18 protein-coding genes are annotated in these 18,323 nt (G+C 70.2%); 6 read left to right on the top strand and 12 right to left on the bottom strand.

The features are described from left to right. Positions 1-6: 6 nt before the first annotated feature. The 3 genes from SLUN_RS20535 to SLUN_RS41380 form a co-directional block, all read right to left on the bottom strand. Positions 7-2,070, bottom strand: a complete 2,064-nt coding sequence (locus SLUN_RS20535) for a PhoX family protein (protein ID WP_108154852.1) — start codon at positions 2,068-2,070, stop codon at positions 7-9. Positions 2,071-2,287: 217 nt separating this feature from the next. After that, positions 2,288-3,268, bottom strand: a complete 981-nt coding sequence (locus tag SLUN_RS40360) for a hypothetical protein (protein WP_108150415.1) — start codon at positions 3,266-3,268, stop codon at positions 2,288-2,290. After that, a complete protein-coding gene (locus SLUN_RS41380; RefSeq protein ID WP_257153766.1) occupies positions 3,265-3,903 on the bottom strand; it encodes a hypothetical protein in 639 nt (212 codons plus the stop codon). The genes SLUN_RS40360 and SLUN_RS41380 overlap by 4 nt, the downstream gene beginning before the upstream one ends. Before the next feature lie 66 nt (positions 3,904-3,969). Here SLUN_RS41380 and SLUN_RS41375 point away from each other — a divergent pair, with 66 nt between their 5' ends. Next, entirely contained in the window at positions 3,970-4,503 is a 534-nt protein-coding gene (locus SLUN_RS41375; protein WP_257153765.1) for a VWA domain-containing protein, read from the top strand. Here SLUN_RS41375 and SLUN_RS20515 read toward each other — a convergent pair. After that, complete coding sequence (locus tag SLUN_RS20515) at positions 4,500-5,657, bottom strand: sensor histidine kinase (protein WP_108150411.1); 1,158 nt, start codon at positions 5,655-5,657, stop codon at positions 4,500-4,502. The two genes, SLUN_RS41375 and SLUN_RS20515, sit on opposite strands and share 4 nt — an antisense overlap. An 11-nt stretch (positions 5,658-5,668) precedes the next feature. After that, positions 5,669-6,322 (bottom strand): response regulator transcription factor, encoded by a 654-nt coding sequence (locus tag SLUN_RS20510; RefSeq protein ID WP_108150409.1) that lies wholly within the window; start codon positions 6,320-6,322, stop codon positions 5,669-5,671. Between the two features lie 160 nt (positions 6,323-6,482). On the opposite strand from SLUN_RS20510, the gene metG reads away from it, so the two are divergent. Then, the gene (gene metG, locus SLUN_RS20505) at positions 6,483-8,099 is read left to right on the top strand and encodes a methionine--tRNA ligase (RefSeq protein ID WP_108150407.1); all 1,617 of its coding nucleotides are present in this window, start codon (positions 6,483-6,485) and stop codon (positions 8,097-8,099) included. 164 nt (positions 8,100-8,263) lie between these two features. On the opposite strand, the gene SLUN_RS20500 is transcribed toward metG, so the two are convergent. Both SLUN_RS20500 and SLUN_RS20495 read right to left on the bottom strand, forming a co-directional pair. Beyond that, positions 8,264-9,034 carry a L,D-transpeptidase family protein gene (locus tag SLUN_RS20500; protein ID WP_108150405.1) on the bottom strand — a complete coding sequence of 257 codons (771 nt, stop codon included), beginning with the start codon at positions 9,032-9,034 and terminating at the stop codon, positions 8,264-8,266. Between the two features lie 25 nt (positions 9,035-9,059). Beyond that, complete coding sequence (locus SLUN_RS20495) at positions 9,060-9,371, bottom strand: hypothetical protein (protein WP_108150403.1); 312 nt, start codon at positions 9,369-9,371, stop codon at positions 9,060-9,062. Between the two features lie 90 nt (positions 9,372-9,461). Here SLUN_RS20495 and SLUN_RS40355 point away from each other — a divergent pair, with 90 nt between their 5' ends. From SLUN_RS40355 to SLUN_RS40345, 3 genes are read left to right on the top strand one after another with little or no spacing between them, the layout of a single operon-like run. Then, complete coding sequence (locus SLUN_RS40355; RefSeq protein ID WP_175314375.1) at positions 9,462-9,653, top strand: hypothetical protein; 192 nt, start codon at positions 9,462-9,464, stop codon at positions 9,651-9,653. Then, positions 9,650-9,979, top strand: coding sequence for a hypothetical protein (locus SLUN_RS40350; RefSeq protein ID WP_179955295.1), 330 nt, complete (start codon positions 9,650-9,652; stop codon positions 9,977-9,979). Before SLUN_RS40355 ends, SLUN_RS40350 begins: the two co-directional genes overlap by 4 nt. A 2-nt stretch (positions 9,980-9,981) precedes the next feature. Further along, entirely contained in the window at positions 9,982-10,425 is a 444-nt protein-coding gene (locus tag SLUN_RS40345; protein ID WP_257153764.1) for a DUF2637 domain-containing protein, read from the top strand. A 57-nt stretch (positions 10,426-10,482) separates the two neighbouring features. Here the strand turns inward: SLUN_RS40345 and SLUN_RS20485 are convergent, their stop codons facing one another. From SLUN_RS20485 to SLUN_RS20465, 5 genes are all read right to left on the bottom strand, one after another. Continuing rightward, the gene (locus SLUN_RS20485; protein WP_108150401.1) at positions 10,483-11,391 is read right to left on the bottom strand and encodes an intradiol ring-cleavage dioxygenase; all 909 of its coding nucleotides are present in this window, start codon (positions 11,389-11,391) and stop codon (positions 10,483-10,485) included. A gap of 159 nt (positions 11,392-11,550) precedes the next feature. Next, on the bottom strand, positions 11,551-13,323 hold the full coding sequence (gene aspS, locus SLUN_RS20480; protein ID WP_108150399.1) for an aspartate--tRNA ligase: 1,773 nt from the start codon (positions 13,321-13,323) through the stop codon (positions 11,551-11,553). Positions 13,324-13,517: 194 nt separating this feature from the next. After that, a complete protein-coding gene (locus SLUN_RS20475; protein ID WP_309239302.1) occupies positions 13,518-14,597 on the bottom strand; it encodes an AI-2E family transporter in 1,080 nt (359 codons plus the stop codon). Between the two features lie 118 nt (positions 14,598-14,715). Next, a complete protein-coding gene (locus SLUN_RS20470; RefSeq protein WP_108150395.1) occupies positions 14,716-15,672 on the bottom strand; it encodes a pirin family protein in 957 nt (318 codons plus the stop codon). Between the two features lie 121 nt (positions 15,673-15,793). Next, positions 15,794-16,246: an SseB family protein gene (locus tag SLUN_RS20465; RefSeq protein WP_108150393.1), complete on the bottom strand. Its 453-nt coding sequence runs from the start codon at positions 16,244-16,246 to the stop codon at positions 15,794-15,796. Positions 16,247-16,431: 185 nt separating this feature from the next. Here SLUN_RS20465 and SLUN_RS20460 point away from each other — a divergent pair, with 185 nt between their 5' ends. Further along, a complete protein-coding gene (locus SLUN_RS20460; protein WP_108150391.1) occupies positions 16,432-18,258 on the top strand; it encodes an acyl-CoA dehydrogenase in 1,827 nt (608 codons plus the stop codon). Positions 18,259-18,323 lie beyond the last annotated feature (65 nt).

Genomic DNA, 18,323 nt, shown 5'->3' with positions numbered 1-18,323 from the left:
ACTTGACTACACGCCGATGTCGCAGCCGTTCTTGCGCCAGACGGCGACGACCGACGGGCGGACGATCTTGCCCGGTCCGTCCGGCCAGATGCTCTTCGGCTGCTCGACGGACGCGCCGTCGAGCTCGCCCGGGTGCTGGACCGCGATCAGGACCCGGCGGTCCTGGATGATCGGGCCACAGGTCTCCGCGCCGGCCGGGACGGTGAGGAACTGCTTGAGCTCACCGCGCCGCTCGCCCTGGGTCGCGACGCCGAAGAGGCCGTCGTGGGAGCCGAGCTGGTTGCCGTCCGTGGAGATCCACAGATTGCCGTACGGGTCGAACGCGACGTTGTCCGGGCAGGAGATGGGGCTGACCTTCTCCTTCGGGAAGCCCGAGAAGTACGTCGCCGGGTCGTTCGGGTCTCCCGCGACCAGGAAGAGCCGCCAGGCGAAACCGTCGCCGGCCGGGTCGTCCCAGTTCTCGGCGAGCTCCAGGATCTGGCCGTGCTTGTTGAGGTTGCGCGGGTTGGCCTCGTCCGCACCGGCCTTGCCGGGCTTGCCGCGGTCGGTGTTGTTGGTCAGCGCGATGTAGACGCGGCCGGTGCGCGGGGACGGCTCGACGTCCTCGGGGCGGTCCATCTTGGTGGCGCCCACCTTGTCGCCGGCGAGGCGGGTGAAGATGTACACCTCCTCGGCGCTCATGCCGGGGACGAAGGACTTGTCGCCGGTGGCGAGCGGGATCCAGATGCCGCTGCCGTCGAACTCGCCGTCGTTCGGGAGCTTTCCGCTGCCGTCGATCTCGGTGGCCGGGGAGTCGCCGGTCAGCTTGGCGACGTACAGCGTGCCCTCGTCGAGGAGCGTGCTGTTGTGCTCGCGGGCGGCGCGCGAGGTGCCCTTCTTCATCCGCTTCGACGAGACGAACTTGTAGAAGTAGTCGAAGCGCTCGTCGTCGCCCATGTAGACGACCGGGCGGCCGTCCGCGGTCAGCCGCGGCTGGGCGGCCTCGTGCTTGAAGCGGCCGAGCGCGGTGCGCTTGCGGGGAGTGGAGTCCGGGTCGTACGGGTCGAGCTCGACGACCCAGCCGTGGCGGTGGACCTCGTTGGGCTCCTGCTTGACGTCGAAGCGCTTGTCGAAGAGCTCCCACTTGCGCTCGGTCGCGGCGGCGCCGATGCCGTAGCGCTTGTCCGTGGCACTCGATCCGTTGGCGAAGTACTGGTTGAAGTTCTCCTCGCCGTGGAGGGTGGTGCCCCACGGGGTGGTGCCGCCGGCGCAGTTGTTGAGCGTGCCGAGCACCTTGGTGCCGCTCGGGTCGGCGCTCGTACGCAGCAGGGGGCTGCCGGCCGCCGGTCCGGTGACCTTGAACTCGCTGGTCGCGGTGAGGCGGCGGTTCAGCGGGTGGCGGCTGACCGCGGTGAGCTTGCCGCTGCGGTCCTCCTCCTCGACCACGACGACGGACAGGCCGTGCGCGGCCCAGGCGATCTCGACCTGCTCGCGGGTCGGGTTGGCCGGGTCGTAGCCGCGGAACATCAGGATCTCGTCGGTGTACTCGTGGTTGGCGACGAGGAGCTGCTGGTCGTGCTTGTACGGCAGCAGGGAGAGGAAGTCATTGTTGTAGCCGAACTGGCCGGCCTGCGCCTTGGCGGTCTGCTTGTCGGCGTCGAAGGCCGGGGCGCCGCGGAGGATCGGCTCGCCCCAGCGGATGACGACGCTCTGGGCGTAGCCGTCGGGGATGGTGACCTTGTCGTCCTTGTTGGGAGCGACGGGGGCGAAGCGGAGGCCGCGGGCGCCGTCCGTCCTGCCGCCGCCGTTTCCGTGGCGGTCGGCGTCGGTGGCGGGCGCGGCGGAGGCCTGCTCGCCACCCGGCCCGAAGACGGTGGCGGTGCCGGCGGCGGCGGCGACGGTCACGACGGCGGCGGCGCGCATCATCGAACGGCGCGAGAGCGCGCTCGCTATGACGTCGCCGACGTACTCGTTGTCGCTGGTGTTCGGTACCTCGTGGAAACAGGCGTCGCCGCAGCGGTAGCGACAGGTGAGAGCGGAACGTCCGCCCGCGTGCGGATCAGTGTTCAACAACGGCAGCAGTTTGCGCACTTCGTCCTCCTCCGGCGCACCCCGCGCCGACATGGTGTCGGAATATGTTCCGCCGCGACGTTAGGTGCGCATGTCTGCAATGCGGCGGCCGGGAGGTGAACGGGGGATGAATCCGCCGCGGCCGAGGCGCGGTTGACATGGGGAGGCGGTTGATGCGGGGGGTGAGCCCGAGGTCGTGGGCGCCCCTGCCGGAGTTCGCCGCGGGCGGCGGCTAACCTTACGTGTCTGCCCTGGCCTGGACACCCCGTGACCCCCGGCCCAAGTGCGGACATTCACCGCTTTCACTGATGCGAAAGGCCTCGCCCATGGGCATTCGGAGCTTGCTGCGCAAGGTGTTTGTACGCGACCGTTCGGAGCTTAACGAGTCGGCGGCAACCTCCGTCCCGCCCCAGACCGAGCGCACGGAACCGGCCACCGCGACGGTGCCGGCTCCGTCGTCGGCGGAACGGGCGGCGGCGGACTTGGTCTCGGCGGCGTTCGACAACCCGGCGCCGCGGGGCAGGACGTCGGTCCCGGCCCAGGCCCAGGCCTCGGCCCAGGCCTCGGAGGAGCGGGTGGCGGCTGCGCCTGTCGTCGCCCCTGAGCCGGAGGCCGCGGCGGAGGTTGCCGTGGCTCCTGCTGGAGCCACGACAACCAGCGCGGTCGATGAGACCCCGGCCCTTGAGGCTGTGGCGGCCACGGCCGAGGAGGTCACGGCGCCCGAGACTGTGGCGGCCGCGACCGCCGAGGCCGCGACCGCAGCCCCGGCTGCCAAGGCCAAGCCGCGGGCGGCCAAGCGCACCGCCACGCCGAAGGCGGCGGCTCCCGCCGAGCCCGAGGCAAGCACCGAGGCTCCGGCAGAGCCGGTCACCGCGAGCGAGCCCGCCACCGACGCCGCCGGGTCTCCGGCCCCGGCGGCCGACGCCGAGCCGAAGGCGGCGTCCGCCGAGCCCACGGCCGGCGAACCGAAGCCGGTCACGGCGCCCGAGCCCGTAGCCGCAGCCCCGGCTGCCAAGGCCAAGCCGCGGGCGGCCAAGCGCGCCGCCACGCCGAAGGCGGCGGCTCCCGCCGAGCCCGAGGCAAGCACCGAGGCTCCGGCAGAGCCGGTCACCGCGAGCGAGCCCGCCACCGACGCCGCCGGGTCTCCGGCCCCGGCGGCCGACGCCGAGCCGAAGGCGGCGTCCGCCGAGCCCACGGCCGGCGAACCGAAGCCGGTCACGGCGCCGAGCCAGCCGCAGCCCGGCTGCCAAGGCCGCGGGCGGCCAAGCGCGCCGCCACGCCGAAGGCGGCGCCCGCCAAGTCCACGGCAGGCGACCCGGCCCCGGTCGCGGCGGCCGAGCCCGCAGCCACCACCGAGCCGGGCGCCGACGCCGTGCCCGAGCCCGTTGCCGCGGCCGCCACCGCCGACTCTCCGGCCCCGGTCGTAACGGCCCAGCCCAAGGCCGCAGCTCCGGCCGCCAAGGCCAAGCCGCGGGCGGCCAAGCGCACCGCCACACCGAAGGCGGCGGCTCCCGCCGAGCCCGAGGCAAGCACCGAGGCTCCGGCAGAGCCGGTCACGGCGCCCGAGCCCGCAGCCGACGCCACAGTCGAGCCGCAGGCAGTCGTCGCCACGCCCGAGCCCGTCACCGAGCCCGTCGCCGCAGCCGAAGCCACCGAGCCGACGCCCGTCACCGAGCCCGCAGCCGCCGAGCCGGAGGCGGCAGAGCCCGCCGAGCCCACGGCAAACGACCCGGCCGCCGAGCCGCAGGCACCCGCACCCGCACCGAGCCGTCGCCGCAACCGCGCCGCAGGCGACGCCGCGACCCGCCCACGCACCGCCCGCTCGCAGCCCGCGCCCCCCGGCTCCTCGGTCACTACGACGCCGCCGGCGCCGTACTCGAGCAGCGTCGGCTCGACGGGGCCCGCGCGCGCGTCTACCTCGTGCTCGATCGGTCCGGGTCCATGCGCCCGTACTACAAGGACGGCAGCGCCCAGCGCCTCGGTGAGCAGGCGCTCGCCCTCGCCGCGCACCTCGACGACGACGCCACCGTCAGCGTCGTCTTCTTCTCGACCGAGGTCGACGGGACCGGGGAGCTCACCCTCGACTCCCACGAAGGACGGATCGACGAGCTGCACGGCTCCCTCGGGCGCATGGGGCGTACGAACTACCACCTCGCCGTGGAACAGGTCCTCGCCCTGCACGCCAAGGCGGACGCCGACGCACCCGCGCTCGTGATCTTCCAGACCGACGGCGCGCCCGAGTCCAAGACCGCCGCCACCGCCGCGCTGACGGAGGCCGCGGACAAGCCCGTGTTCTGGCAGTTCGTCGCGTTCGGCGAGCATGACGCGAAGGCCTTCGACTACCTCCGCAAGCTCCAGGCCGACAACGCCTCGTTCTTCCACGCCGGTCCCGCCCCCCGCGAGCTCCCGGACGCGGAGCTCTACGAAGGGCTCCTCAGCAACTGGCGCGGCTAGCCGCCGCCAGGTCCTGTCCGGCCTGATCGGCCGGACAGGACCTGGGCAACCGGCAGCGTCACGGTGACGGCCAAGCCGCCCTCAGGGCCCGGCTCGGCCGTCACCGTGCCGCCGTGCGCCTCCGCTATCGACCGTACGATCGACAGCCCCAGCCCCGCCCCAGGCCCCATCCGGTCGCGGCCCTCCCCCCGCCGGAACGGCTCGAACAGCGCAGGGACGTCCTCCGCCAGGAGGACGGGGCCGGTGTTCCGCACCGTCAGGACTCCGCCTGCCACGGACAGGTCCACCGTCCCGTCCGGCACGTTGTACGCCTTCGCGTTCGCCAGCAGATTCCCCACCAGCTGAGTCAGCAGCATCCGGTTCCCACGCACCACCGCTCCGGCGCCGGTCGACGCCTTCAGCTCGTAGCGCGCCGCCTCCTGCGACACGACCTCCTCCAGGTCGACGTCCTCCCGCTCCGACAGCCCCCGCTCGCTCCGTGCCAGCACCAGCAGCCCCTCGATGAGCCGCTCGCTGCGCCGGTTGCTGTCGAGCAACACCGTTCTCGTACGGGCCAGTTCCTCCGCCGACGCCGACTCGTCGAGGCCCACCTGGATCGCCGTACGCTGCGTCGCCAGCGGCGTCCGCAGCTCGTGCGAGGCGTTCGCGATGAACCTCCGCTGGCTGTCGAACGCCTTCTCCAGCCGCGCCAGCAGCGCGTCCAGCGTGTCCCCGAGCTCCTTCAGCTCGTCGTCCGGACCGCTCGCCCCGATCCTCCCCCAGACTCCGTCCGGGGGGACCCCCAGCAGCCTCCGCTCCAGAAGACGCCGCGCCTTCGCCGTCATCGCGTGCACGGGCCGCAGCACCCGCCCCGCCGTCCACCACCCGACCGCGACCGCGCACAGCGCCGTCCCCAGCAGCGCGAACACCGACCAGATCAGCATCTGCTGCCCCGCCGCGTCCCGGACGCTGGCGGTCAGCTGGACGACCGTGACCCCGGTGACGTCCGTCACCGGCGGCGCGGGAACGGCGCGCGCCCTGATCGCCGCGACCTCGTTCTCCGTACCGGCCCGGGACAGGAGATTCACGATCCCCAGCAGGCAGGCGCCGAGGACGAGAAAGACCCCGCCGTAGATGAGCGCGATCCGCGTACGGATCGTCGACCCGGGCCCCATGCAAGGGCGGCTCACAGCACGTACCCCACACCCTGCACCGTACGGATCAGCGCCGGCTCCCCCAGCTTCGACCGCAGCTTGCTCATGCACACCCGCACCGCGCCCGTGAACGGATCCGCGTGCGCGTCCCAGGCGCGCTCCAGCAGCTCCTCCGCCGAGACCGTCGCCCCGTCGGCCTCCAGCAGGATCTGCAGTACGGAGAACTCCTTCGGGGACAGGCCGAGCTCCCGCCCGTCCCGCGTCACCGTCCGCCGCACCGTGTCCAGCCGCACCCCGTGCCGCTCGAGCAACGGCGGTACCGGCCGGGCGCTGCGCCGCCGCAGGGCGCGCACCCGCGAGACCAGCTCGGGGAATTCGAAGGGCTTGCCCAGATAGTCGTCCGCGCCCAGGTCCAGACCCTCCACCCGGTCCTCCATGGACGCGGAAGCGGTGAGCATCAGGATCCTGGTGCGGGACGCGGAGGCGACGAGTTCGCGCGCCACCTCGTCCCCGTGGACCCGCGGCAGATCGCGGTCGAGAACGACCACGTCGTAGTCGTTCAGCCCCAGATACGCGAGGGCGGCGTCGCCGCTGTACACGGTGTCGACGGCGAATCCGGCCCGCCGCAGCCCGGTGGCGACCAGCTCGGCCAGTACTTCCTCGTCCTCGGCGACCAGTACCCGCATGTCGTCGTCCCCCCGCACGCTCTACGCCCCCATCTCCTCCCAGGATGCGCCTTTCTACGGCACGGGTTGTTTCGCGGACGTCTCCGCCGGCCCCGCTCCGGCCGCCCTCCCCGGCTTATCCGGGTGAGTGGACGTTCCCGGGGCCGATAGGATTTCGACCATGGCGGCCACTGGATCCGAGAAGCAGGGGGCGAAGGCGTACTACGTCTCGACCCCCATTTACTACGTCAACGACGCTCCTCACCTGGGCCACGCCTACACGACCGTCGCAGGCGACGTGCTCACCCGCTGGCACCGCCAGCGTGGCGAGAAGGTGTGGTACCTCACCGGCACGGACGAGCACGGTCAGAAGATCATGCGCACTGCCGAGGCGAACGGCGTCAGCCCGCAGGAGTGGTGCGACAAGCTCGTCGAGGAGGCCTGGAAGCCCCTCTGGGAGCACCTGAACATCGCGAACGACGACTTCATCCGTACGACGGAGAAGCGGCACACGGACCGTGTGCAGGAGTTCGTGCAGGACCTGTACGACAAGGGCGAGATCTACAAGGGCGGGTACGAAGGCCCGTACTGCGTGGGCTGTGAGGAGTACAAGCTCCCCGGCGATCTGATCGACGGCGAGGGCGAGTACGCCGGGCAGAAACTCTGCCCGATCCACAAGAGGCCGGTGGAGATCCTCAAGGAGGAGAACTACTTCTTCAAGCTCAGCGAGTACGGTCCGAAGCTGCTGGAGTTCTACGAGGCCAACCCCGGCTTCATCCAGCCCGAGTCCGCCCGCAACGAGGTCGTGAACTTCGCCAAGCAGGGCCTGCAGGACCTGTCGATCTCGCGCTCGACCTTCGACTGGGGCGTCCCGGTGCCGTGGGACGAGAAGCACGTCATCTACGTGTGGATCGACGCGCTGCTGAACTACGCGACGGCCGTCGGCTACAACGAGAACCCGGCGAAGTTCGAGGAGACCTTCCCGGCGAACGTGCACCTGATCGGCAAGGACATCCTGCGCTTCCACGCGATCATCTGGCCGGCGATGCTGATGGCGAACGACCTGCCGGTGCCCGGCAGGGTCGCGTGCAACGGCTGGCTGATGGTCGGCGGCGAGAAGATGTCGAAGTCGAACCTGACGGGCATCAAGCCGCAGGACCTGACCTCGCACTTCGGCGTGGACGCCTACCGCTGGTACTTCCTGCGCGCCATCTCGTTCGGGCAGGACGGCTCGTTCTCCTGGGAGGACTTCACCGCCCGCTACACCAGCGAGCTCGCCAACGACTACGGCAACCTCGCCTCGCGCGTCGCTGCCATGGTCGGCAAGTACTTCGGCGGCGCGCTGCCGGAGGCGACGGCGTCCGGCGAGGCCGAGAAGGCGGTGCAGGCCGGCATGGCCAAGGCGGCCGCCGAGGCCGACCGGAAGATCGGCGAGGAGCTGGACTTCCAGGGCGGCATCCTGGCGGTCCTCGACTTCGTGAAGCAGGTCAACGGCTACATCACGGAGCAGGAGCCGTGGAAGGTCGCGAAGGACGAATCGCCGGAGGGGCAGGCGCGTCTCGCGACGATCCTCTACACGGCCGCGGAGTCGCTGCGCGCGGTCGCGGTACTGCTCAACCCTGTAATGCCGGTGACCTCGCAGGCCCTGTGGGACTCGCTCGGCGCGGAGGCCCCGCTGGGCGCCCTCGCGGACCAGCGGGTCCAGCGCGCGGGCGAGTGGGGCGGGCTCCCGGCGGGTGTGACGGTGACGAAGGGCGCGGTGCTGTTCCCGCGGCTGGAGGAGCTGAAGAAGGACTAGTGGCTGGGCCGCGGGAACACACGGGGGTCTGGGGGTCGTCCCCCAGAAGACACAGCCCGCGGCTGGAGGAGCTGAAGAAGGACGAGTCGAGCGCCGGGCGGACTGTTTCAGCGCGCCCGGCGCCCAGGACCGGGGTCCGGGCCGGAAACCCCGGTCAGTACGCCTCAGCGGCTCAGCGACGCCAGGTCGCCCATCACCACCACCGGCTGCTTAGCCGGGTCCAGCCACCGTAGCAGGTCCTTCATCCGCTCGAGCGGCAGCGAGACACAGCCCTGTGTGGGTCCGCCGTGGTCGACGTGGATCCAGATGCCGCCGCCCTTCTCCGAGCCCAGCGGCCGGGTCCAGTCCAGCGGGGTGGTCCCCGGCTCGCGGTTGTAGTTGATGGCCACGACATGATCGAAGGACCCCTCGAGCGGCTCGCCCTCGAAACCCGTGCCGGGCGCATCGAAGGCCGCGGCCTCGTCGTACGGGAGCTTCGTGCCCGGGTCGGGCAGCTTGCCGCCCGCGTCCGTGAGGCCGAAGACGCCGATCGGCGAGCGGTGGTCGGCCGTGCGGTGGTCGTCGGTCCAGCCGAGGAGCGCGTTGTGCGCCGGCCATGGATCGGAGACGGGCTTCCAGCCCTGGACGGGATCGCGCTCGTAGAGCATGGCGACGGACTGGTTGGAGTCGGCGTCGTCGCCGACCACCACGACCGCCTGCTCGTTCGCCGGGCTGAGCTGGGCGCGGGTCCCGGGGCCGAGTGCGGGGATCTCCTGCGCCCGGACGATCTGCGCCTGGGGGCCGGGCTGCCCGGCAGGACCCGACGCGGTGGCGCTCGCCGATTTCTGCTCGGCCGCGGGCGCCGCCCTGCCGGTTGCGCCCGCGCAGCCGGTGAGCAGCAGCAGACTGGCGGCGGCCAGTGCGACCGCCGGGAACGGTCCTGTGCGGAGGGACATGTGCGGGCCTTTCAGTTCGAGAGCTTCATGTGCTGCTGCTTCGGGGCGGGGTGGGAGCGACCTCGGCCCGGGCAGCATCGAATCCCACATATGCGATCATCTGTCGCGTTTCAGCCGCAGCGCGTGAGGCGTCGCCGGAGACGCGGAGGCTGACAAAGATGACGGAGTCCGCGGCCGGGACGCGGCCGAGCAGCGCACTGCGCTCCTTGGTGCCGCGGATCTTCCGGAAGGCGGGCGGGACGTCGCCCGACTCGTGCAGGACGGGCGGGTTCTGCGCCCTGGTCCCGACGGCCCCGGAACCCTCAGTTCCGGTCCGTCCGGGGTGGTGGATCCGCATCAGAACCGAAGAAGTGTTAAAAGCATCAATATATGGACATTGCTTTGAAGTTGGGCGTATCCAACTAATTCTCTCCTCGTTGGGGAGGGCATGGCGACGATGAGCCCGCAGGGCACAGTGGCGGCAGACACGTGCGAAGAGCGGGGCTTGGGCTCCTCGCGGGGGTCCGGATGCGCGGACTGCTCCGATCTGCTCCACAACCTCTTCGGTGTGCTGGAGCGGATCCAGGCCGAATTCACCCGGCGCATCGGCGCTGCCGAGGCGCCGCCGAGGCAGGCATGAGCGGCTACTGGCACTATCCCGACGACGGGTTGGACACGGCTGGGTATCAGCCGACCGCCTTCGGCGCGGATGTGCTCGACCCCACCATCCCCGAAGGCCTGGACGCCCACCTGGACACCCATTGGGACTTCGAGAACGATCTCACCCAACTCCTCCAGGCCGCCGCACCCACCCCGCCGCACCCACCCCCGTCGCACCCATTCCCGTCGTACCCGTCCCCGTCGCACCCGTCCCCGTCCCCGTCACCATCCCGCGCAAGCACGGCGCCCGTCGGCGTCCGAGCCGACTGGTGCGGTGCGTCCGCTGGATCCGGGCACCGTGGCTGAAGGTGCTGAGCCTGCTCATCGCGGCGCTGACCGCGGCCATCGTCGGCATGGTGAGCGTGCTCGGCGGACTGATCGCGTACGATCCGCTGCGCACCCTGGCGTCCCCCGCCCACGGGCTGGCCGGGTGGTGGCCGCTGCTGGTCTACGGGCCGTGGCTGGTGGCGTCGTTGTCCATCCTGCGGGCCGCGCTCCACCGCCGCCGCGCCGTGCACTCCTGGGTCGTGGTGATGCTCTTCTCGGCCGTCGCGATGTGCCTGTGCGTCGCCCACGCACCCAGGACGCCGATCGCGATGGCGGTGGCGGGGCTTCCGCCGATCACCGCCCTGATCTCATTCCAGCAGCTCGTCCTTCAGATCACGCTCACCAGCCCTGCCCGGCACGCCCAGCCGCGCCAGCGGCACGCAGGGGGGCGCGCCAACTACCGGCGCACGCCTCACCGTTGGTAGGGACCGCCGCAGGATCGCCTGCGGCGGCCCCACCGCCGCACGCAGGCGCCCTCCGCGTCAGCCGGTGCCGGTGTGCGTCTCGTCGGGGTCGACGCCCATGGTGAGCGTGGCGACTACGCCCTTCGCGATCTTCCCCTTGCCGTACTTGAGTGTCAGCAGACCGCCCTCGGTCCCGTTGCCGGGATAGATCGTGTCCTCGTCCAGCGTCGTGCGCTCGGTGGTGCTGGTGCTGTACGGCGCGACCTTCGCGGAGTCCAGTACGGCCTCCTCGGCGAAGAAGAGCTGACCGGTGTGGCAGGTGTGCCCGCCCTCGTAACCGGTCGTGGTCAGCTTGCCGCCGACATGCACCTTGGTGTGGATGTGCACGCAGCGGCCCCGGTACCAGCCGGGGAACACGGTCCTGAACTCCACGAAGCCGTTCCGGTCGGTCAGTTGGGTGCCGCGCAGATACCGCTTGTCGTCGGTGGGCTCCTCGTGGCCTCCGCCACCGCCTCCGGGCCCGCCGGACGGAGGCGTACCGGTCGGGGTACCGGTCGGGGCATCCGTCGGGGCGCCGCTCGGCGGCGTACCGCCCCCGCCTCCGCCCGTGGAGAGATCCTCATAGCCGGAGTAGATGCCCAGCGCGTCGCAGTGCCAGACGTCGACCGCCGCACCCGCCAGCGGCTTGCAGGTGTCGGTGTCGATCACCTTCAGCCGGAGGGTCATCGGGATGCCGACGCGGTCCTCCGTGATGTCCCGGCGGATCTTGTCCGCGTCGATGTAGTACGGCCCTTCGGTCGTCTCCGAGGTGAGCCGGTAACACACCTCACCGGACGCGGCGGGCTTCTTTCCCGGGCTCTGGCCCGCGGAAGCGGTGGTGACCACCGCGCCGCCGGCCCCGATCGCTGCCACGGCCGCGCCGCCTGCGACGACGAACCGGCGTCGCGTCATGTCCCGTTTGTGAGCGGGTTCCTGGGTGTCTGTCATGGGCCAGGACGCTAGGGAGCGGACCTGGCAGGGACATGGGAAGAGGCTGTGAGTCGCTGGTGAGACGAGAAGGGGCCGGGAACCGTTCGGCTCCGGGCCCCTTCTCCGCATACGACTACCTGCGTACGACTACCCGCGTACGGCTTACTCGCGTACGGCCTAGTCGCCCGACTTGGCGACCGGCTTGCGCAGCGCGATGTTCAGCTCGCGCAGCCGCGACTCGTCCAGCTCCGTCGGGGCGCCCATCATCAGGTCCTGCGCGTTGCCGTTGAGCGGGAAGGCGATCGTCTCGCGGATGTTCGGCTCGTCGGCCAGCAGCATCACGATGCGGTCGACACCCGGGGCGATGCCGCCGTGCGGCGGGGCGCCGAACTGGAAGGCGCGGAGCATGCCCGAGAACTCGTGCTCGACGGTCTCCTTCGAGTACCCCGCGATCTCGAACGCCTTGAACATGATCTCGGGCTCGTGGTTCCGGATCGCGCCCGAGGACAGCTCGACGCCGTTGCAGACGATGTCGTACTGCCAGCCCAGAATGTCCAGCGGGTCCTGGGTCTCCAGGGCCTCAAGGCCACCCTGCGGCATCGAGAACGGGTTGTGCGAGAAGTCGATCTTGCCGGTCTCCTCGTCCTTCTCGTACATCGGGAAGTCGACGATCCAGCAGAAGCGGAACACGCCCTCCTCGAAGTGGCCGGCGCGCTTGGCGGCCTCGACGCGGACCGCGCCCATGATCTTCGAGACCTCGTCGAAGTCGCCCGCGCCGAAGAAGATCGCGTGGCCGGGGGCGAGGGAGAGACGCTCGGTGAGAACCTTGACGTTCTCCTCGGTGAGGAACTTGGCGATCGGGCCCGTCAGCGAACCGTCCTCGCCGACGCGCACCCAGGCCAGGCCCTTCGCGCCGTGCTCTACGGCGTAGTCGCCGAGGCCGTCGAAGAACTTGCGGCTCTGCGAGGCGACGTCCGGCACCGGCAGCGCGCGCACATGCTTTCCGGCGAAGGCCTTGAACTCCGAGCCGTCGAAGACGTCCGAGATGTCGACGAGCTCCAGCTTGGCGCGCAGGTCCGGCTTGTCGTTGCCGTACTTGAGCATCGACTCGCGGAACGGGATCCGCGGGAAGGGCGACGTGACGTGGCGGCCGTCGCCGAACTCCTCGAAGAGCTCGGTCATCAGCTTCTCGATCGGCTGGAAGACGTCCTCCTGCTCGACGAAGCTCATCTCGACGTCGAGCTGGTAGAACTCGCCCGGCGAGCGGTCGGCGCGGGCGTCCTCGTCGCGGAAGCAGGGCGCGATCTGGAAGTAGCGGTCGAAGCCGGAGATCATCAGCAGCTGCTTGAACTGCTGCGGGGCCTGCGGCAGCGCGTAGAACTTGCCCGGGTTGAGGCGGGAGGGCACCACGAAGTCGCGCGCGCCCTCGGGGGAGGTCGCGGTGAGGATCGGGGTGGCCATCTCGTTGAAGCCGAGCGCGACCATCTTCGAGCGGATCGACGCGATGACGGCCGAGCGCAGCATGATGTTGCGGTGCATGCGCTCGCGGCGCAGGTCGAGGAAGCGGTACTCCAGGCGCCGCTCCTCGCCCACCCCGTCGTCCGTGTTGATCTGGAACGGCAGTTGCTGCGAAGCGCTCAGCAGCTCGACAGCGGAGACCTCGACCTCGATCTCGCCCGTGGGCAGCTCGGGGTTGATGTTCTCGGCGCCGCGGGAGACGACCTTGCCGTCGACGCGGACGACCGACTCCTTGTTCACCTTGTCGAGCGCCTCGTAGGCAGGGGTGCCGGGGCGGGCGACGAGCTGCGTAATGCCGTAGTGGTCGCGCAGATCGATGAAGAGGATGCCGCCCAGGTCTCGGCGATTGTGCAGCCAGCCGCTCAGCCGGACGTCGGAGGAGACGTCAGAGGCGCGGAGCTCGCCGCAGGTGTGGGACCTGTACCGATGCATCGTCGTTCATCCAGTCTTAGCGGTTAGGGGTGGGCACAACGCTTGCAAGGTTACCGCCCGGCCCCCGCCTGGCTCATTGGCATAGACATGCCACTCGCGACGAAGGGCCAGAGGCAGGCCCCGGCACGTCATCACCCCGCTCCACGGAGGAGGCGCTGCGGGTCGCCGTCTCTGAAATCGGTCTGGTTCGAGATCTACGAGTCGGACGCCCCGGAAGCGGCCCCTGAGGAGCCCGGCTCCGGCGCCGGGGAGTAGCGCGTACGCAGCTCGCCGATCACCCCGAACACGGCTGCGGTGAGCGGTACGGCTAGGAGCATCCCGAGAATTCCGGCGACGGACGCCCCCGCGGTGATCGCCAGCAGCACGACGGCGGGGTGCATCTGCACCGTACGGCTCTGGATCATCGGCTGGAGCACATGCCCCTCCAGCAACTGCACGGCGACGACCACTCCCAGCGCCCAGAGCGCGATCACGAACCCGCGGTCGGCGAGGGCGACGAGGATGGCGACGGCGCCCGAGATGAAAGCTCCGAGGTAGGGGATGTACGCCCCGACGAAGACGAGCGCACCGAGCCCGACGGCGCCGGGGACGTCGAGGATCAGCAGCCCGATGGTGATGCAGACGGCGTCGATGAGCGCGATGAGGGTGGTTCCGCGCATGTACCCCTCGACGGCCTCGAAGGCGCGCCGCGCCATGGCCACCACGACGTCCCCGGTGGCGCGCGGCGCGAGGGACCGGAGAGCGCCCGCGGCCCTGTCCGAGTCCCGCAGAAAGAAGAAGACGAGCACCAGTGCCAGCACGGCGGTGGCGATCAGCTCGCCCACCACGCTCAGTCCACTGATCACCCCGGACGCGGCGGTCCCGCCGAACTTCCCCAGCAGATCTTTGGCATTGGCCGCGAGATCGTCCAACGAGGTCCCGGCGGCCCCGAAGTTCCTGGCGAGATCCTCGGCGGCCTGCCGCAGCGAGGCGACGATCTGGTCGCCGGTCTCGACCAGCGCGCTGACGACGATGTACGTGGCCCCGCCGAAGACGGCAAGCACGGCGAGACAGGTGAGCCCGGCGGCGAGGGACCTCTGCACCTTCATCTTGACGAGACGCCGGTAGAACGGCCCCAGAAGTGCGGTCCCGAGGATCGCCAGGAGCACGGGCGTGACCGCCGTTTTGAAGGTGATGACCAGCCACACCCCGACCGCAGCCACCCCCGCCACCAGCAGTGCGACCGTGCACCAGGCGGCAAGCCGCTTCGCGTGCTCGGGAAGAAGGGTCTGCACAGACCCCACCCGACCACGGCGGACGCCGCGTCGCCCTGCCCACCGCGGCCAGGAGGGTGACGCCCCATCAGGCGCCCCGCCCCGGCCGTCCCCACGGGGGTCCCTCAGCCCTGTGCGCTCACATCCCGTGTACGGAGGGGATCGTGCCCAGCAGACCCTTCTGGAAGTCGTCGAAGGCCTGCTGCAGCTCCTCGCGGGTGTTCATCACGAACGGGCCGTAGTGCGCCATCGGTTCACGGATGGGCTGCCCGCCCAGCAGCACGACCTCCAGGTCCGGAGCGTTGGAGTCCTGCGACTCGTCCGCCCGTACCGTCATGGACGAGCCCTTGCCGAACACCGCCGTCTGGCCGGAGTGGACCGGCCGCCGGTCCGTACCGACCGCGCCGCGTCCCGCCAGGACGTACGCCAGGCCGTTGAAGTCCTCCCGCCAGGGGAGGGTCACCTCCGCGCCCGGCCGCAGCGTCGCGTGGATCATCGTGATCGGGGTGTGCGTGATGCCGGGACCCTCGTGCCCGTCGAGCTCACCCGCGATGATCCGCAGCAGCGCGCCTCCGTCGGACGAGGTCAGCAGCTGGACCTGGCCGCCGCGGATGTCCTGGTACCTGGGGTCCATCATCTTGTCGCGCGCCGGCAGGTTCACCCACAGCTGGAGCCCGTGGAAGAGACCGCCGGACATGACCAGCGACTCCGGCGGAGCCTCGATGTGCAGCAGGCCGGAGCCCGCCGTCATCCACTGGGTGTCGCCGTTGCGGATGGTTCCGCCGCCGCCGTGGCTGTCCTGGTGGACGAAGGTTCCGTCGATCAGATACGTGACTGTCTCGAAGCCCCGGTGCGGATGCCACGGGGTCCCCTTCGGCTCACCGGGCGCGTACTCCACCTCGCCCATCTGGTCCATCATGATGAACGGGTCGAGGTGCTGGTAGTTGATCCCGGCGAACGCGCGTCGCACCGGGAAGCCCTCCCCCTCGAAGCCCCCCGGCGCCGTGGTCACGGCGAGCACGGGGCGCGGCACGGCCTCGGCCGGCGCGGAGACGCGCGGCAGGGTGAGCGGGTTCTCGACAGTCACTGCAGGCATGACGGACCTCCTTGTGCGTCCAGTTTAGTTGAAGACTGAACATCTTGCCACCGGGAACGCGCGGCGCCCGGGAGGAATTCCCCCCGGGCGCCCACAGGACCGCCGTCAGCCGCACATGCGCCTAGCCGTACATCCGCCTCATCGCGAAGTCGACCATCTGCTCCACGGCCTTCGCGTCGAAGACCATCCGGTGATCGCCCTCCATGTCGAGGACGAAGCCGTACCCGGTCGGCAGCAGGTCGATCACCTCGGCCCCGGTGATCACGAAGTACTTGGACTCCTTGCCCGCGTACCTGCGCAGCTCCTTGAGCGAGGTGAACATCGGGATGACCGGCTGCTGAGTGTTGTGCAGCGCCAGGAAGCCGGGGTTGTCACCGCGCGGGCAGTAGACCTTCGAGGTGGCGAAGATCTGCTGGAAGTCCTCGGCGGAGAGCGACACGGTGGTGAAGGCCCGCACCGCGTCGGCGAGGGAGGGCGGCGACGGCTCGGGGTACAGCGGCTGCTCGCCGTAGGAGGGCTGCTGCGGCACGTACTGCTGCTGCTGGGCGCCCGGATTCTGGTCGTAGCCGTACATGACCCACGAGCCTACTGCGTCACAGATGACCCTCCGGGGGTTGCATCTTATTACCGACGGGTAGCATCATCGTAGCTACTTACTGGTACGTGGATGAGAGATCCTCCCTCCCGTCGCCCGACCACCACCCCTCAACGAGGCGCTTTGCGCCGCACCTGTTGATCGATCCTTACGGAGCCGTCGCCATGGGGCACTACAAGTCGAATCTCCGCGACATCGAGTTCAACCTCTTCGAGGTCCTCGGGCGCGACAAGCTGTACGGCACCGGCCCGTTCGCGGAGATGGACGTCGACACCGCCAAGACCATCCTCGACGAGGTCGCGCGCCTCGCCGAGAACGAGCTCGCCGAGTCCTTCGCGGACGCCGACCGCAACCCCCCGGTCTTCGACCCGGAGACCAACACCGCGCCCGTCCCCGCGTCCTTCAAGAAGAGCTATCAGGCCTTCATGGACTCCGAGTACTGGCGCCTCGGCCTGCCCGAGGAGATCGGGGGCACCACGTCCCCCCGCTCCCTGATCTGGTCGTACGCGGAGCTGCTGCTCGGCTCGAACCCGGCCATCTGGATGTACTCCTCGGGCCCCGCCTTCGCCGGCATCCTCTTCACCGAGGGCAACGAGGCGCAGAAGAAGGTCGCCGAGATCGCCGTCGAGAAGCAGTGGGGCTCCACCATGGTCCTCACCGAGCCGGACGCCGGCTCGGACGTGGGCGCGGGCCGCACAAAGGCTGTGGAGCAGGAGGACGGCTCCTGGCACATCGAGGGCGTGAAGCGCTTCATCACCTCCGGTGAGCACGACATGTCGGAGAACATCCTTCACTACGTGCTGGCGCGCCCCGAGGGCCACGGCCCGGGCACCAAGGGCCTGTCCCTCTTCCTCGTGCCGAAGTTCCACTTCGACTGGGAGACCGGCGAGCTGGGCGAGCGCAATGGCGTCTACGCCACGAACGTCGAGCACAAGATGGGCCTCAAGGCCTCCAACACCTGCGAGATGACCTTCGGCGACCAGCACCCCGCCAAGGGCTGGCTGATCGGCGACAAGCACGACGGCATCCGCCAGATGTTCATGATCATCGAGTTCGCCCGGATGATGGTCGGCACGAAGGCCATCGCCACCCTCTCCACCGGCTACCTCAACGCGCTGGAGTACGCCAAGGAGCGCGTCCAGGGCCAGGACCTGGTGAACTTCGCGGACAAGACCGCGCCCAAGGTCACCATCACCCACCACCCGGACGTGCGCCGCGCCCTGATGACGCAGAAGGCGTACGCCGAGGGCATGCGCGCCCTCGTGCTGTACACCGCCTCCGTCCAGGACGAGATCGCCGTCAAGGAGGCCGCGGACGAGGACGCCAAGGCGCTCGTCGCCCTGAACGACCTGCTGCTGCCGATCGTGAAGGGCTACGGCTCCGAGAAGTCGTACGAGCAGCTGGCCCAGTCGCTGCAGACCTTCGGCGGCTCCGGCTACCTCCAGGAGTACCCGCTCGAGCAGTACATCCGGGACGCCAAGATCGACACCCTCTACGAGGGCACCACCGCCATCCAGGGCCAGGACTACTTCTTCCGGAAGATCGTCCGCGACCAGGGCCAGGCACTGAACTCCCTCTCCGAGGAGATCAAGAAGTTCCTGGCGGTCGGCACCGGCGGCGACGACCTGGCCCCGGCCCGCGACGCGCTCGCCAAGGCCGCCGTCGACCTCGAGGCGATCGTCGGCACGATGACGAACGACCTCATCGCCACCGGCGAGGACGTCAGGAACATCTACAAGGTGGGCCTCAACACCACCCGCCTGCTGCTGGCCTCGGGCGATGTCGTCGTCGGCTACCTGCTGCTGCGTGGTGCGGCCGTCGCGGCGGAGAAGCTGCCCACGGCGTCCGCCAAGGACGTGCCGTTCTACCAGGGCAAGATCGCGGCCGCGAAGTTCTTCGCCGCCAACGTCCTGCCCGGCGTCTCGGCCGAGCGCGCGCTCGCCGAGACCGTCGACAACTCCCTGATGGAGCTGGACGAGGCGGCGTTCTAGTCACTCGGACTGTCCGAGAGCCGACTGTCCGAGAACTGTCTGAGAGGCGGCCTGCCCCTGCCGGG

The sequence above is a fragment of the Streptomyces lunaelactis genome, assembly GCF_003054555.1.
Taxonomy (GTDB): Bacteria; Actinomycetota; Actinomycetes; order Streptomycetales; family Streptomycetaceae; genus Streptomyces; species Streptomyces lunaelactis.
Note: the sequence above shows the minus strand (reverse complement) of the source record. Positions and strands in the feature narration are given on the sequence as shown.